17 protein-coding genes and 1 pseudogene are annotated in these 14,871 nt (G+C 64.3%); 16 read left to right on the forward strand and 2 right to left on the reverse strand.

Annotated features, from left to right (window positions below; genetic code table 11):
- The 10 genes and pseudogenes from M1248_RS08430 to M1248_RS08470 all read left to right on the forward strand — a co-directional run bounded on the left by M1248_RS08430 (position 1) and on the right by M1248_RS08470 (position 7,666).
- Positions 1-1,167: an acetyl-CoA acetyltransferase gene (locus tag M1248_RS08430; protein ID WP_163730505.1), complete on the forward strand. Its 1,167-nt coding sequence runs from the start codon at positions 1-3 to the stop codon at positions 1,165-1,167.
- Entirely contained in the window at positions 1,164-1,568 is a 405-nt protein-coding gene (locus M1248_RS08435) for a Zn-ribbon domain-containing OB-fold protein (RefSeq protein WP_232076169.1), read from the forward strand. The genes M1248_RS08430 and M1248_RS08435 overlap by 4 nt, the downstream gene beginning before the upstream one ends.
- A gap of 3 nt (positions 1,569-1,571) precedes the next feature.
- On the forward strand, positions 1,572-1,967 hold the full coding sequence (locus M1248_RS08440; RefSeq protein ID WP_163730503.1) for a nuclear transport factor 2 family protein: 396 nt from the start codon (positions 1,572-1,574) through the stop codon (positions 1,965-1,967).
- 193 nt (positions 1,968-2,160) lie between these two features.
- A pseudogene (locus tag M1248_RS33340) lies at positions 2,161-2,967 on the forward strand (thiamine pyrophosphate-dependent dehydrogenase E1 component subunit alpha); the annotation flags it as partial.
- Positions 2,968-3,057: 90 nt separating this feature from the next.
- Positions 3,058-4,050, forward strand: a complete 993-nt coding sequence (locus M1248_RS33345) for an alpha-ketoacid dehydrogenase subunit beta (RefSeq protein ID WP_410506646.1) — start codon at positions 3,058-3,060, stop codon at positions 4,048-4,050.
- Complete coding sequence (locus tag M1248_RS08450; RefSeq protein WP_163730501.1) at positions 4,047-4,274, forward strand: biotin/lipoyl-containing protein; 228 nt, start codon at positions 4,047-4,049, stop codon at positions 4,272-4,274. The genes M1248_RS33345 and M1248_RS08450 overlap by 4 nt, the downstream gene beginning before the upstream one ends.
- Positions 4,271-5,134 carry an enoyl-CoA hydratase/isomerase family protein gene (locus tag M1248_RS08455; protein WP_317148070.1) on the forward strand — a complete coding sequence of 288 codons (864 nt, stop codon included), beginning with the start codon at positions 4,271-4,273 and terminating at the stop codon, positions 5,132-5,134. The genes M1248_RS08450 and M1248_RS08455 overlap by 4 nt, the downstream gene beginning before the upstream one ends.
- Positions 5,131-6,102, forward strand: a complete 972-nt coding sequence (locus M1248_RS08460) for a nitronate monooxygenase family protein (protein WP_317148071.1) — start codon at positions 5,131-5,133, stop codon at positions 6,100-6,102. Before M1248_RS08455 ends, M1248_RS08460 begins: the two co-directional genes overlap by 4 nt.
- Positions 6,099-6,899, forward strand: a complete 801-nt coding sequence (locus tag M1248_RS08465) for an enoyl-CoA hydratase/isomerase family protein (RefSeq protein ID WP_317148072.1) — start codon at positions 6,099-6,101, stop codon at positions 6,897-6,899. Before M1248_RS08460 ends, M1248_RS08465 begins: the two co-directional genes overlap by 4 nt.
- Positions 6,896-7,666: an enoyl-CoA hydratase/isomerase family protein gene (locus M1248_RS08470; protein WP_317148073.1), complete on the forward strand. Its 771-nt coding sequence runs from the start codon at positions 6,896-6,898 to the stop codon at positions 7,664-7,666. Before M1248_RS08465 ends, M1248_RS08470 begins: the two co-directional genes overlap by 4 nt.
- On the opposite strand, the gene M1248_RS08475 is transcribed toward M1248_RS08470, so the two are convergent.
- Together M1248_RS08475 and M1248_RS08480 are read right to left on the reverse strand one after the other, a co-directional pair.
- Positions 7,632-8,834 (reverse strand): acyl-CoA dehydrogenase family protein, encoded by a 1,203-nt coding sequence (locus tag M1248_RS08475; RefSeq protein ID WP_317148074.1) that lies wholly within the window; start codon positions 8,832-8,834, stop codon positions 7,632-7,634. The genes M1248_RS08470 and M1248_RS08475 overlap by 35 nt on opposite strands.
- Before the next feature lie 2 nt (positions 8,835-8,836).
- Positions 8,837-9,673: an enoyl-CoA hydratase/isomerase family protein gene (locus tag M1248_RS08480; RefSeq protein WP_410506641.1), complete on the reverse strand. Its 837-nt coding sequence runs from the start codon at positions 9,671-9,673 to the stop codon at positions 8,837-8,839.
- A gap of 72 nt (positions 9,674-9,745) precedes the next feature.
- Here M1248_RS08480 and M1248_RS08485 point away from each other — a divergent pair, with 72 nt between their 5' ends.
- The 6 genes from M1248_RS08485 to M1248_RS08510 are packed head-to-tail and all read left to right on the forward strand — an operon-like array spanning position 9,746 to position 14,840.
- On the forward strand, positions 9,746-10,942 hold the full coding sequence (locus M1248_RS08485) for a cytochrome P450 (protein WP_317148076.1): 1,197 nt from the start codon (positions 9,746-9,748) through the stop codon (positions 10,940-10,942).
- Positions 10,939-11,739 (forward strand): enoyl-CoA hydratase/isomerase family protein, encoded by an 801-nt coding sequence (locus tag M1248_RS08490; protein ID WP_317148077.1) that lies wholly within the window; start codon positions 10,939-10,941, stop codon positions 11,737-11,739. The genes M1248_RS08485 and M1248_RS08490 overlap by 4 nt, the downstream gene beginning before the upstream one ends.
- A 27-nt stretch (positions 11,740-11,766) precedes the next feature.
- Entirely contained in the window at positions 11,767-12,705 is a 939-nt protein-coding gene (locus M1248_RS08495; protein ID WP_163730492.1) for an LLM class F420-dependent oxidoreductase, read from the forward strand.
- The gene (locus M1248_RS08500) at positions 12,702-13,523 is read left to right on the forward strand and encodes an SDR family oxidoreductase (protein WP_163730491.1); all 822 of its coding nucleotides are present in this window, start codon (positions 12,702-12,704) and stop codon (positions 13,521-13,523) included. Before M1248_RS08495 ends, M1248_RS08500 begins: the two co-directional genes overlap by 4 nt.
- A 2-nt stretch (positions 13,524-13,525) precedes the next feature.
- Positions 13,526-14,302: an SDR family NAD(P)-dependent oxidoreductase gene (locus M1248_RS08505; RefSeq protein ID WP_232076168.1), complete on the forward strand. Its 777-nt coding sequence runs from the start codon at positions 13,526-13,528 to the stop codon at positions 14,300-14,302.
- A gap of 1 nt (position 14,303) precedes the next feature.
- Positions 14,304-14,840, forward strand: a complete 537-nt coding sequence (locus M1248_RS08510; RefSeq protein ID WP_317148078.1) for a nuclear transport factor 2 family protein — start codon at positions 14,304-14,306, stop codon at positions 14,838-14,840.
- The last annotated feature ends 31 nt before the right edge of the window (positions 14,841-14,871 follow it).

The following is a 14,871-nucleotide window of genomic DNA, read 5'->3' on the forward strand; positions in this document are numbered from 1 at the left end:
GTGACGAGTATCCGTGGCGCAGCGGCCATAGTCGGTGCCGCAGACGAGGTTTCGCCCGAAGGCGTCATCGACGTGCCACTGCGAGAGCTCGAGGCGCGAGTCATCCGGGCGGCGCTGGCCGATGCGGGACTGACTCTCAAGGACGTCGACGGCCTGTGTTCCTGTACGGGGGGCACGTTGATGCACTCCGTGGAACTAGCCGAATACTTGGGCATCACACCGCGTTTCACCGATGCGACACAGACCGGCGGCGCCAGTTACGGGCTCTATGTCGAGCACGCGGCGGCGGCGATCGCGGCGGGCCTTGCCGAAACAGTGGTGATCGTCTATGCATCGACGCCGCGCGCCGCGCGTAGACGAGGCGAAAAGGGGATGGGTGTCTTCGCCACACCCGAGCGCCTCGAATGGGAGACGCCCTTCGGGGTGATGTTGCCCATCAGCGCCTACGCGCTGGCCGCGAATCGGCACATGGCCGAATTCGGCACCACTGCAGAACAACTCGCGCAGATCGCAGTCGACACTCGCAAGTGGGCCGCGCGCAATCCGCGCGCGCACCTCCAGAATGAGATCACGGTCGACGACGTGCTGAACTCCGGCTACCTTGCCGAGCCGGTGCACAAGTTGGAGTGCTGTCTGGTCACCGACGGCGCGGGTGCAATCGTGGTGACCTCGGCGGCGCGGGCTCGCGATCTTGAAAAGGCGCCCGTTTACGTGTTGGGGGCGGCCTCGGCCGCATCGCACACGATGATTTCACAGATGCCTGACTTGACGGTCACCCCTGGCGCGGTGTCGGGACCGGCGGCGTTCGCCCAAGCGGGGCTGACCCCAGGCGAGGTCGACGTCGTGCAGCTCTACGACTCGTTCACCATCACGGTGCTGCTGGCCCTCGAGGCTCTCGGCTTCTGCGCCAAGGGGGAGGGCGGCGCCTTCGTCGGTGATGGCGCGCTGGCCCCCGGCGGTACGCTCCCCGGCCAGACCACCGGCGGCGGACTCGCGTATACGCATCCCGGCGCGTTCGGCGCGTTTCTGCTCGTCGAGGCGACCCGCCAGCTGCGCGGCGAATGCGGCGACCGGCAGGTGGATGCCGACGTCGCATTGGCGCACGGGACCGGTGGCGTGCTGTCGGCGACGTCCACAGTGATTCTCGGAACGGAGGCGACGCTGTGAATGACGACGTTCCCGCCATTCCGGTGCCCGAGCCGAGCGCGGTCTCGGCACCCTATTGGGATGCGACCAAGAGCAAGACTCTGACGATGCAGCGGTGTGCGAATTGCCGCCGGCTGGTGTGGTATCCGCGATTCGTTTGCCCGCACTGCGGGGGCGACCAACTTGTCTGGGAAACGTTGTCCGGTCGCGGTGTCGTCTATGCGGTCAGCGTGCACCATCGTCCCGCGCTGCCTGCCCTCGCCGACAAAGTGCCCTATTCGGTCGTGCTCGTCGACCTGGACGAGGGTGCACGCATCATGTCGAATGTGTTTGGCGTCCCGCCGCAGGTGGGGGACGAGGTCGACGTCGCATGGGTGCCGCTGCCGGATGGGCGCAACCTGCCGACCTTCGAGTGCAGGTGAGTCGTGTCCGCGCCAGACGTCGAACTCCAGCGACGGCGTGAGGAACTGGTCTTGCGACACGTCGCAGGCGAGAATGACCGTGATCTCGAGGCGATCATGGCGACATTCACCCATCCGCGTTACGAGATCGTCCCGACCGGCATGGTGTTCGACGGGGATGAGCAAGTCCGTCAGATGATTCTGCGTCAGTGGGACGAATTGCCCCGGCTGCATTATTCGGCCGAAGCCATATTCCACTCCGCCGACGGTTTGGTGGTGGAGACCAGGACGACGCGTCCTGGTGCTGCGGTGGACATGCTCAGCATCAACCTGTTCATCTTCCGCGGCGACGGGCTGATCCTGGAGCGCTGCTATTTCGATCGGATGCTGTTTGCCGCGCAGATGCAGGCCGCCACCTGACTGCACGATTGAACACATATCGTCATATTGTAGAATTCTCGCCGACCCGGCAAGGAGTGTGATGTCCGCTCAAACAGGCACTGAGGCCTCGGCGCCGAGCACAGACCTCGCGGTCGAGTTCTACCGACTGATGAGCAAGGTGCAACACGGCGACAAACGAGTGCGCAAGGCGTTGTCCTCGGGAGAGGCGGCGATGAGCTACTGGCCGGTCGACGGTCAGGAGGCGATGTCGGCAGGCGCGATGCTTGCGTTGGCCGATGGGGACCAGTTGGTCACCACCTACCGCGGACTCGGCGATGTCTTGGCCAAGGGCATCGATCTGGAGGGCTACTTCGCCGAGATTCTCGGACGCCGCGACGGATTGTCGAAGGGCAAAGCAGGCGCGATGGGTATCTGCGACCCCGCACACGGCATCGCATGGACCACCGGCATCGTCGGTGCAGGCCCCTTGATCGCCAACGGCATCGCGTTGGCCGCTGCGCGCCGCGAGACCGGGCAGGTTGTCCTGGTGAGCTTTGGCGACGGAGCCACCAGCATTGGCTATGTCCACGAGGCGATGAACATGGCCGCGGTCTGGTCACTGCCGGTGATCTTCTTCTGCCAGAACAACGCGTGGGCCGAGGGCACCGCTTACGACCGATACACGCGCGCCGCCCAGCTGTCCGACCGCGCCGTGGGTTACGGAATGCCCGGAGTCACCGTCGACGGCACTGATCCACAAGCCGTCTACGACGCGGTGTCGGCGGCGGCTGAACGAGCGCGAGCCGGAGCGGGCCCGACATTCGTCGAGGCAAAGGCCTACCGGCTACAGGGTCACTATTTCGGCGACGCGATGGGATATGCCGACCAGGACGAACTGGCGGCGAGGCGCGCGGATCCGCCGTTTGCCCGATACCGGGCACGATTGATCGCCGATGGGACCGCAACCGAGGCAGACCTCGACACCATCGACAACGAGGTGATCGCCGAACTCGACGAGGCATTCACCGCCGCTGTCGCGTCAGAACCGCCCGATGTCGACGAGCTGACCCGGGACGTGTTCTCCTGCAATGGGTCAGAGCTTGCTGAACCCGGCCAGGTGCATGCCGTCCTGCCGGGTGGCGAGACCGAGGATCTTGGTCTGGTGCAGGCAATCAACAGGACACTCGACCGGGCAATGGCCGCCGACGATTCGATAGTCCTGCTTGGCGAGGACATCGGCGATCCGTCGGGCGGTGGCATGTTCAAAGTCACCGCGGGGCTCTCAGGCAAGTACGGAGAGGGTCGCGTGCTCGACACTCCCATCGCCGAATCCGCAATCGTGGGCGCGGCGATAGGAGCCTCGTTGGGCGGCCTGCGTCCCGTGGCCGAACTGATGTTCATGGACTTCCTCGGCGTCGCGATGGACCAGATCGCCAATCACGCGGCCAAGGTGCGATATATGTCCGGTGGTCGCAAAGGTGCGCCGCTGGTGATCAGGACGATGGTGGGAATGGCTGCGGGGCCCCAACATTCGCAGGCATTCGAGGCCTGGGCGATGCACACACCCGGGCTGAAGGTCGTCTGGCCGAGTACCGCTGCCGACGCTGCTGGCCTGCTGAAAGCCTGTCTTTCCGACAACGATCCCTGCCTGTTCGTGGAATCCATGAAGCTCTATTACGGGGGCGGCAAGGGTCCCGTACCGGTGGCCGACTACGTGATCCCGCTCGGCCAGGCCGATGTCAAGCGCCAGGGATCCGATGTCTCAGTCGTCGCCTACGGCGTTATGGTGCATGCGGCGCTGGAGGCGGCTGAAAGACTTGCCAGCGAGGGGATTTCGGTCGAGGTCGTAGATTTGCGCACGTTGGTACCGCTGGACCTGGCAACGGTTTTGGATTCGGTCCGCAAGACGACTCGACTGGTGGTCGCCCACGAATCAGTCGGATTCTGTGGCCCGGGCGCCGAGATCGCCGCCGCGGTTGGTACCGAACTCTTCGGTGTGCTCGCTGCACCCATCCAGCGTGTTGCGGGGACGTACACGCCGATCCCACGGGCGGCGACGCTGGAAGCCGCCTGCCGACCGGGCGCAGACCAGGTGGTCGAGGCGATCAGGAGGATTTCGTGACAGAAGTGCGGATGCCCAAGCCTGGTGACGCCATCACCGAAGCCGAGATCACCGAGTTCTTCCATGAAGATGGCGGCTCGGTCACTGAAGGTGAGCCGCTGTACTCCATCGCCACCGACAAGGTGGAGATGGACATCGAGTCTCCCGCGACCGGCACGGTGTCATGGAAGGTCTCCGAAGGTGGCACCTATGAGGTCGGTGAGCTGATCGCCGTCATCTCGTGACCGAACTCCCAAGCCGCGTTGACCTGGGCGCCGAAGAGCTGTCCGGGATCATCGCCGGTGACACGCTCACGGTCACCATCAATCGGCCGGAGAAGCGCAATGCGCTGACTGCCGACGGGTATCACGGAATCAAGCGAGCGGCGATGATCGTCGCCGACGAACCCACACTGAATTTCCTCGTCATCACCGGTACCGGCGATACATTCTGCGCGGGCGGCGACATGAACGCTGTCGGCAACCCTGAGCGGCGATGGGATTCGTTCACCGATGCCTACGACTCCACTCCTTTCGAGACGCTGGGAAAGATCCCGAAGATCGTGGTGTGCGCTGTCAACGGACTCGCTCTTGGCGGCGGGCTGGTGATGACGCTCTATGCGGATCTGGTGATCGCCTCCGACAGAGCCCGACTCCGCGTGCCTGACCTCACCCGCGGCATCTACGAGGCCTTCGTTGCCGCGCGACTCCCACAACGAGTCGGCACGCTGCGGGCCAATCACCTGATCTACGGCAACGATTGGGTAGAGGCCGACGAGGCGATGCGACTCGGTCTCATCGGCAAGGTCGTGCCGCACGAGTCGCTCGTAGCCGAGACCGCCGCGCTGCTCGACAGGGTGCGCAACACCGGCCCGGCGGCGCGCGCCGCGATGAAGCGTGAGATGGCTCGTGCGCTACCGCCTGTCGACGTGTCGGGCTACTGGGCGTCGATGGGCACCCCAGAACAGATCGAAGCGTTCACCGCATTCCTGCAGAAGCGGCCTCCGAAATGGCCGGCCACCGTCGACCGTGACGCGTTCGTCGCTACCCGTCGCCCGGCGTGGACCGGGGCACCACCTCATCCTGAAGGGACCGAAATCCGTTGATCTCCACCAGGTTCACCGAGGCTTTTGGTATAGAGCATCCGATTGTGCAAGGCGGCATGCAGTGGGTTGGCCGCGCGGAACTGGCCGCCGCAGTGTCGGATGCCGGCGGTCTGGGTCTGATCACCGCGCTGACTCAGCCGACGCCTGCTGACCTCGCGAACGAGATCGCCCGCGCCCGGGATATCACCGACAAGCCGTTCGGGGTCAACCTGACGATCCTGCCTACCATCGATCCGCCGCCCTACGATGAGTACCGGCAGGTGATCGTCGATGCCGGGATCAAAATCGTGGAGACGGCCGGTTCGAATCCGGGTCCGCACCTGCCGATGTTCCACGACAACGGAATCAAGGTGCTGCACAAGTGCACCTCGGTGCGGCACGCGGTCAAGGCCCAGAGTCTGGGTGTGGACGGCATCAGCATCGACGGTTTCGAATGCGCCGGCCATCCTGGCGAGGACGACATTCCCGGTCTGGTCCTGATACCCGCTGCGGCGAGAGAGATCGAGATTCCCATGATCGCCTCGGGCGGGTTCGCCGATGGTAGGGGGCTGGTTGCGGCGCTGGCGCTTGGCGCCGACGGGATCAATATGGGGTCGCGGTTCATGTGCACCGTCGAATCGCCCATCCACCAGAAGGTCAAGGACGCCATCGTGGCGGGCAGCGAGCTCGATACCGAACTCATCTTCCGGACTTTGCGCAATACGGGCCGGGTGGCGAGCAACACTGTCTCACGTGAGGTCGTCGAAATCCTCAATGAGGGCGGTCAATTCGAGGACATCGCCCATCTGGTCTCGGGTAAGCGAGGGGTCAAGGTGTACGAGACGGGGGATCTGGACGCGGGCATCTGGTGGGTCGGGACGGCGATGGGTCTGATCGATGACATCCCCACGGCCGGTGAACTGGTCTCGCGCATTGTGGCTGACGCGGAGCAGATCATCAGCAAGCGGCTCGCGGATGCGATTCGATGAGCGAACTCCCTACTGGCTCGCCGGATACCACCGGATGCGACGAGATCCTCGTCGCCAACGACGGCGCCGTGCGGATCGTGACGCTGAACAACCCCGGCAACGCCAATGCCGTGAACAACCGGATGCACGGTGCCTTTGCGAGGCTGTGGACCACCCTCGGTGAAGACCCCGACGCCCGCGCGGTGCTGCTGACGGGAACCGGTGACTTCTTCTCTGCGGGCGGGGATTTGGTGGAGTGGTTGCACACGCATGTGGAGAACCCGGTAACTCGTCGCGAGGGGATGCGTGATGCCCGTCGGATCGTGCGCGACATGATCGACTTCCCGCTGCCGATCGTCGCGGCGGTCAACGGACCCGCGGTCGGATTCGGCTGCAGCATCGCGGTGTTGTGCGACATCGTGCTGATGTCGGACCGGTCGTTCTTCGCGGACACGCATGTCGCGAGCGGCCTGGTGGCCGGCGACGGTGGTTCGGTGCTGTGGCCACTCCTGATGAGCTTGCTGAAGGCCAAGGAGTATCTGCTGCTCGGTGAACGCATCAAAGCGGAGAAGGCCGTCGAACTCGGGCTGGCCAACCGCGTAGTTCCCCACAGCGACATCAAGACCGAGGGCCTGGCGCTAGCTCATCGGCTGGCTGCACTTCCCGCGCGCGCGGTCCAGGACACCAAGCGCACCCTGAACCTGCACGCTGAGCGCGCGGTCACCGCCATTCTCGAATACGGAATCTCTGCAGAGACCGAGTGTTTCACCACACCCGAGCACCGCGCTGCGATAGACAAGTTCCTCGACAAATCGTGACCGGCATACACGGGGTGAATCCGGATCCGCTGATCCTGACCGAGGACCGCGACGGCGTCGCGGTGATTTGGTTGAACCGCCCGGCGCAGCGCAATTCGTTGCGCTATGAGTCCTGGTCGGAGCTGGCCTCCGCGCTGACGGCGACTTCTGGTGCACGCGGCATCGTCATCGCGGGTGCGCAGGGATTCTTCAGCGCCGGTGGGGATTTGAAGACGGGGCCGGCGCACGGCTCCGGGCCCATGGGGCCTGCGGGTAGGGTCGAACACGCGCAGCGGGTCATGGAACAACTTCGATCGGTCGGCGTTCCCACGGTCGCCGCGGTCGAGGGGGCCGCAATCGGCCTCGGCTGGAGCCTGGCTCTGTCCTGTGATCTCGTGGTCGCCGCGCGCGATGCGTTCTTCTCGGCGCCGTTCGTCACACGCGCGGTGGTGCCAGACGGCGGATTGGCGTGGCGACTCACTCAGCAGCTCGGCAGGCATCGCGCGTCGTCGCTGTTGTTGCGCGGCAACCGCTTGCCTGCCGAAGATGCGCATCGGCTGGGACTGGTCACCGACCTCGCCGAACCCGCCGCCGCAGTCGATGACGCCATCTCGATCGCGCGTTCGCTTGCCGAATACGATCAGGGCGCGGTCGAGTTGACGAAGCGACTCATCGCAGCGGCGGAGGCCGCCCAGCTGGCGGCGTTCCACCCGCTGGAGTTGGCTGTGGCCACGGTCGCGCAACAGCGCTCGGCTAGCGAGGCAGCCCGAGGCCAGTGGTCGAGATGAGATCCCGCTGAATCTCGCTTGTCCCGCCACCGATGGTGTGCAGCAGGGAGAGCAGCAGCCCCTCCGAGAAGTGGCCGTGCAGAACTGCGTCGGGGTCATCGGGCATCAGCGCACCCGCTGGGCCGAGGAGAGTCGCTCCCAGCTGCCGTAGTTCCGCGGTGAGTTCGGAGTGATAAAGCTTCGATAGTGAGGGAAGCGCGGGATCAAGGGCACCCGCGGCCTGCTGATGGGCCACCCGATAGGACAGTGCGCGGCCGACCTCGACCCGCTCCACCGCACGCGCCAGCGCGAGCCTGTTGGCCGGATCGGCCAGCGGATCGTGCGAGGAGCCTCGCTGAGCGAGGCACCAGTCCACCAGTTCGTCCAGATAACGCTGCGCCTGGGCGGCGCGGGTCACGTTCGACCGTTCGGCGACCAGCAGGGCCTTCGCGACTTTCCAGCCGTCACCTTCACCGCCGACCAGATTGGTCGCCGGCACGCGAACCCCGTCGAAGAACTCCTCGGCGAACGTCGGATAGCCGGTCATCGAGCGAATGGGCCGACGCGTGATACCTGGCGAGTCGAGATCGACGAGAAAGAACGAAATGCCCGCCTGCCGCTTTTCACCGAGCGGCGTGGTCCGGGCGAGGACGAAGATCCAGTCGGCGAGCACACCGTTACTGGTCCAGGTCTTCTGCCCGTCGAGCACGTAGTCGTCGCCGTCGCGGCGCGCAGTCATGCGCAGCGCGGCGAGATCGGAACCCGCTTCGGGCTCTGAGTAGCCCTGCGCCCACATCCGTTCGGACCGCGCGATTTTGGGGAGGTGCTCGGCCTGCTGGTCGGGAGTGCCAAACCGGAACAGCACCGGGGCCAGCATGTTCACGCCGTTGGTGTTGACCATCGGGGCGCCTGCGTAGGCGAGTTCCTCGCGGATCACCACTTGCTCGACGATCCCCAGTCCGCCGCCCTCGAACTGCGCGGGCCAGTGTGGAACGAACCAACCTCGTTCGTGCAGTGCCTGGCAGAACCGGACGGCACGTTCGTGGTCTTCCCGCGGCCAGTAGTCGGGATTGGCTGCGGTGCGCCGGAATTCGTCGGGGAGATTGGCGGCCAACCACTCCCGCAGCTCGCCACGTAGCGCGTCGATCTGCGGTCCGCCTCCGAATCGGACGATCGGATTCAGCGGCACGGTCAGACCCGGTCCGACGGCTTGGCGGCCTTTTTCATCAGCTCCACCATGTAGTCCTGGAACTCCTTGGACCCCGTGACAACAGCCTGCAGGTCGTTACTCGCCTGCTGGTGTGTCCGGAAACCCATGTTTTCCCACGCTCGGAGGATTCCGGCTTTGGTGGCTTGCAGCGTGATCAGGGGCGCCTTGGCGATCTTGGCAGCGAGTTCCTCGACCTCGGCCTCCAGTCGGTCACGCGGTACAACACGGTTGACCAACCCGAACTCGAGAGCCTGCTCGGCCGAGATCTTTTGCGCGGTGTACAGGTACTCGGCGGCACGCTTGTAATTCATGAACACCCATGGCTCGAACATCGTCTCCGATCCCGGCAGACCGAATCCGGGCACCAACGGCATCTGGAACCAGGCGTCATCGCTGCACACCGTGATTTCAGGGATGAGCGCCCAGGTCGTTCCGCCGCCGATCGCATAGCCATGAACCTGCGATATCACGGGCTTGGGAAACTCCCACAGCTTGAGCACCGGCCATAGGAAAAGCTGGGCAGCCGAACGCCAGACCTTGCCCGACGCCTCGAGTTCGGCCTTGAACTCCGGATAGCTGCCGTCGGGTACGTGGCCCGAGCAGAACCCTTTGCCGTTGGCCTTGATGATGACGACCTTGATGTCGTAGTCATATTGCGCATCATCGAGCGCTTCGTTGACGCTGTGCACCATCTCAGAGGTCTGGGCGTTGGCGCGCTCTGGGTTGTTGAGGATGATGCGCGCGATCGCCCCGTCCTTTTCATATACGACGTGATCTAGCTCCCGCGTTTCCACCTTTAAGTCCTCCTCAAACGGCATTGCTCCAGGCGCAATGATGGTAGTGCAATTAAACAGAATATGTAATAGTGTTCTACTGAGAGGATGGTGCCGATGACGACGACAGAGCTGCGCTGGGACCCTTTCGACCGCAGCCTGCACGCCGAACCGTACTCGGTGTGGAAGCGGATGCGCGACGAAGCGCCGGTCTACTACAACCCGGAGTACGACTTCTACGCGCTCAGCCGGTTCGACGATGTCATGACAGCCTCGCTCGACACCGAGGCGTTCTCTTCCGAGCACGGCATCACCCTCGACATGATCACCGAGGATCCCTGGGGATCGCCCAAGGCGATGATCATGATGGATCCGCCGGACCACACTTCGATGCGCAAGATGGTCAACCGCACGTTCTTTCGGAGCAGAATCGCCAAGCTGGAGGATTACGTCCGCGAGCTGTGCCGCGGGTACCTGGATCAGTACGCGGGCGCCGAAGGATTCGACTATGTGCGTGACTTCTCGGCCAAACTGCCGGTGATGGTGATCAGTTCGCTCCTCGGGTTTCCCGAGGAGGATCACGACAATCTCCGCGTGTGGTCCGACGCGCAGGTCCATCGCGACGAGGGTGAGTCGGAACGCAATGCGGCAGGCGACGAGGCCTCGGCAAAGCTGTTCGATTATTACCGGCAGCAAATCGAACTGCGACGGCAGCATCGCACGGCCGACATCGTCAGCGATCTCATGGATTCCGATCTCGTCATGCCCGACGTCGACCCTCGGCGTCTCGACGACGGCGAGCTGCTGGTGTTCATCGCGATGGTCAACGTGGCGGGCAACGAGACCGTCGCACGCCTGCTCGGTTGGGCGGCGCTGACGCTGGCGCGCAATCCGGATCAGCGCGCGAAATTGGTGGAGGATCCCGGACTCATTGGCGGAGCGGTCGAGGAATTGCTGCGCTATGACGCGCCGTCACCGGTTCAGGGCCGATATTCGCTGCGCGACACCAGCTATCACGACACCGTAATTCCCGCGGGATCCAAGGTCGCGCTGCTGACCGGGTCGGCCGGACGCGACGAGCGTCAGTACGTCGACCCCGATAAGTTCGACGTCACGCGCACCGGAATCCGACATATCAGCTTCGGGCACGGATCGCACTTCTGCCTCGGCGCTGCGCTCGCGCGGCTGGAAGCGCGCGTCGCCATCGAGGAGACGCTGAAACGATTTCCGACCTGGGAGGTCGACGAGGCTGAGGTCGCATATGTCCACACGAACTCGGTGCGTGGCCCCGCCAGCGTTCCAGTAAAACTGTGACAACGGGACTCACGGTCCGTTCGGAAGCCGGTGTGCGGTGGCTGGTGCTCGACCGCCCCGATGTCGGCAATTCCGTCACCCGTGCGATGCAACGCGATTTGATCGACAATCTGGCCTCAGCGTCCGCGGATCCCGAAATTCGGGCCGTCGTTTTCACCGCAGCGGGTGAACGGCATTTCTGCACGGGCCCAAATCTGCGCGACCCGAACATGCGGCCGAGCCAAGACCGGATCGCCGGCGACGCGGCCCGGATTCTGCGTACCGGATCCCAGGCGGTGGTCGCCGCGCTGCTGGACTGCGACAAGCCGGTGATCTGTGCGCTCAACGGTGTCGCGGCAGGGGTCGGCGCCAGCATGGTGCTCGCTTGCGACCTCGTCGTGGCGGTCGAATCCGCGCGGATCATCGAATTGTTCGTCCGCAGAGGTCTCGCGCCCGACGGCGGCGCCGCATACCTCTTGACTCGGAAGGTGCCGTTCAACGTCGCCAAGAGGCTGGTCTTGTTCGGTGAGGAGTTGTCGGCGACCGAAGCGCATCGGATCGGTCTTGTCAACGAGGTTGTCACCGACCACGACGAACTACGCAGGGTCGTGTCCGAATGGGCGCAACGACTCGCAAGCGGGCCGACTCGGGCGTTGGCGGCGGCGAAAATGATGCTCAATCAGGCCCTCGATGTAGACCGGGCATCGGCGTTCGTCAGTGAAGCGCTGTTGGTCGAGCAGGTCGCGGGCACCGCCGATGTTGCCGAAGGTGTCGCGGCATTCACCGAAAAGCGCGACCCGCGGTTCCAAGGTCGGTAGCTGGCGCTTCACACAGCGAGGTAGACGATGCGATTCATCTTGACTCATCCGATGCACAGCCATCCCTACAACCCGGACCTGGTCACTGGTTCGGGCGTGGCGGCCGTCGCCACGGCCGCCGAACGGGCAGGTTTCACGGGGTTCGGGTTCACCGATCACCCAGCGCCCCCACAGCGGTGGCTCGACACTGGTGGGCACGACGCACTCGATCCGTTCGTCGCGATGGGGTACGCGGCCGCCGTCACGTCAACATTGCGGTTGATCCCCAATCTGGTGGTGCTGCCATACCGCAATCCCTTCCTGGTCGCCAAGTCCGGTGCGACGTTGGACGCATTGTCTGGTGGAAGGTTTACGCTCGCGGTCGGCGTCGGCTACCTGAGGGGCGAGTTCGGTGCGCTGGGAATCGATTTCGAGCAACGCGCCGGATTGGTCGATGAGGCTCTCGAACTCATCGGCCGAGCGTGGACCCAGGACGACGTGACGTTCGCCGGTAAGCACTTTCAGGCCGCCGGGATCACTGCCCACCCGCGGCCGGTAAAGCGCCCCCCGATCTGGGTCGGTGGGAATACTGTCGCCGCGCGCCGCCGTGTCGTCGAGTACGCCGACGGCTGGTGTCCATTCGCCGCAGCCGACGCCTTGGCCAGGTACACCAAGACCGCGGTGATGGACGCCGAAGCCGGCCTAGCCGCCGGCCTCGATGATCTTCGACGCCGATGCGACGCAGCGGGAAGAGATTTCACGGCGATTGACATCACCTTCAACGGACTGCCGGGAACGCCGGGAACATCGTCGTTCGTCGCCGATGCGTATCTGGGCGAGGTGGATCGGCTGAGTCGGTTAGGAGTCACCGCAGTCACGCTTTCGGTGCCCGGCGATAGCGTGAACCACGCTGTGGAGGCGATCGAAGAGTTCGGAGCGTCGGTCATCGCAGCCCAGTCCCTCACTACTGTTCTGGAGACCTCATGAGTTTGTTCGATGCATTCGCGTATCGCGGTAAGCGTGTGTTGGTGGTGGGCGGCGCCACCGGCATGGGCAATGCGACCGCACGATTGGCGCTCGATGCCGGTGCAGAGGTCGTCGTGATGGACTACGCGTCGTCGGATCTGCCTGGGACGACGGCGATCCGCGTCAATCTGGCCGACGCGAAAAGCATCGATGCAGCGGTGACCGAGTGTGGCGGCACTGTGGACGCGTTGTTCGCGTGCGCGGGTGTCGCCGACGGTGACGGTATCGAGCGCATCAACTTCATCGGTCACCGGTATCTGATCGAGCGACTTCGCGCCAACGACATGCTGCCCCATGGCAGTGCGATCGCCTTCATCTCGTCGGCCGCGGGCCTGGCTTGGCGGTCGAATATGGCACAGCTCAACGAGTTTCTCGACATCGTTGACTTCGATACGGCTACGGCGTGGGCAATCGACAACAAGTGCGCGCACTACATGTTCACCAAGCAGGCGGTGTGTGCCTATGTCGCGAGAGAAGCCATGGACTTCATGGCCGACGGCATCCGGATCAACGCGATCTGTCCGGGACCGACGGACACTCCACTGGCTCAGGCGAATGCTGATCTGTGGTTGGACTTCGGCGCTGACTACCGCGCGAAGGTCGGAGTTGGGGCGGCCACGCCTATGGAACAGGCTTACCCGCTTCTGTTCTTGTGCAGCGATGCCGCGAGCGTGGTCAACGGAATCACCATGGTCACCGACTCCGGATATCTCAGTGCCGGCATCACGGAGGCCTTCCCGGCCGGTACACCCATGGCCAAGATGCTGTTGGACGGCTAGCGGTGAGTGCCGACTTTTCCGGACAGGTGGTCGTCGTCACCGGTGCCAGTGGCGGCATCGGCCGGGTACTCGCGCGACGATATGCGCGCCGCGGCGCCATGGTTGCACTGGTCGCGCGACGCTCGGACGAGCTTGCGATCACCGCGGAGAACATCGCCGAGGAGGGCGGTGGCGCGTCGGTTCATGTAGCGGACATCCGTGAGGAGGACTCGTGCAGCCGCCTGGTCGCCGACATCATCGCCCGCTGGGGGCGTCTTGACGTGCTGATCAACAATGCGGCTACTCCGGGCACCGATGAGGCCGTGCATGAGGCGTCGATCGCCAACTGGAACGATGTACTGGCGACCAATCTGGTCGCTCCCATGGTGCTGTCTCGCGAGGCGCTGACCCAGGCGATGCTGCCCGCAGGTCGGGGCAATATTCAGTTCATGTCCTCCGCAGCCGCGACAAATGTGCAACCGAAGAAGGCGCACTACGCGGCCGCCAAGCTGGGCTTGTCCGCGCTGTCACAGACGATGGCAATGGAAGTGGGCTCCAACGGTATCCGGGTCAACTGCCTGATAATCGGGAGCGTCGCGGGTCAGCTGTTCGACACCTACGTCGGACGCCGGGCAGCTGCCGAGGGAGTGGATCCCGGCGTGGTGCGCCAACGGTTGGCCGGAATGAACAAGCTCAACCGGTTGGTGCAGCCTGATGAGGTCGCCGAGGTGTCGATGTGGCTGGCGTCCGACGCTGCCTCCGCGATCACCGGCCAAGACATCAACGTCACCGGAGGCTGATATGTCCGTGCCCGATGTCGATCGGCGGGTAGCGAAACTTCTTTCTCTCAAAGAGATTCGAGAGCTACCGTACAAATACGCGGCGGCAGTCGAATCGCGAGATGTTGACGCTATGGCCGAACTCTTCTCACCGAGTGCACGTTTCGGCTCCTATGGCGACGGTCCGGCCGGGTTGCGTCGGCTGATGGTCGACAGCATGACCGGTAGTCTGTTCGCGGTGATTCTGGTGGCCAACCATCTGGTGGAGTTCGACGACGACGTCCGCGCGCGGGGTCAGGTGTGGGCGCATTGCTATGCCCAAGAACGGGCCGACGGTTTTCTGGATCAGTTGATCAAGTATGAGGACACCTATGAGCAGGTGGCTGGGCGGTGGCTGTTCGTCCAACGCCGCCACCGACTGTGGTACGGAGCCGCTCATGCGCGGTCGCCTCTCGAGCAGAATGCCGCGGACTGGCCCCGAAGCCAAATCGGCGTCGGGGACCTCCCCCTAGCGGATCCTGAATTCGCCGCCTGGTGGCGAACCAGGAGCAGGGACTGAGTCGTGAAGTTCCTGCGCGGGCGGGACTGCA

It is taken from the genome of Mycobacterium sp. 29Ha, from assembly GCF_032883055.1.
In the GTDB taxonomy this organism is placed as follows: Bacteria; Actinomycetota; Actinomycetes; order Mycobacteriales; family Mycobacteriaceae; genus Mycobacterium; species Mycobacterium gallinarum.

Coding starts and splice junctions, on each gene's coding strand:
- M1248_RS08465 (WP_317148072.1), top strand. CDS start 6,099: ATGAGCGAACTCCCTACTGGCTCGCCGGATACCACCGGATGCGACGAG.
- M1248_RS08485 (WP_317148076.1), top strand. CDS start 9,746: ATGACGACGACAGAGCTGCGCTGGGACCCTTTCGACCGCAGCCTGCAC.
- M1248_RS08500 (WP_163730491.1), top strand. CDS start 12,702: ATGAGTTTGTTCGATGCATTCGCGTATCGCGGTAAGCGTGTGTTGGTG.
- M1248_RS08495 (WP_163730492.1), top strand. CDS start 11,767: ATGCGATTCATCTTGACTCATCCGATGCACAGCCATCCCTACAACCCG.
- M1248_RS08510 (WP_317148078.1), top strand. CDS start 14,304: ATGTCCGTGCCCGATGTCGATCGGCGGGTAGCGAAACTTCTTTCTCTC.
- M1248_RS08480 (WP_410506641.1), bottom strand. CDS start 9,673: ATGCCGTTTGAGGAGGACTTAAAGGTGGAAACGCGGGAGCTAGATCAC.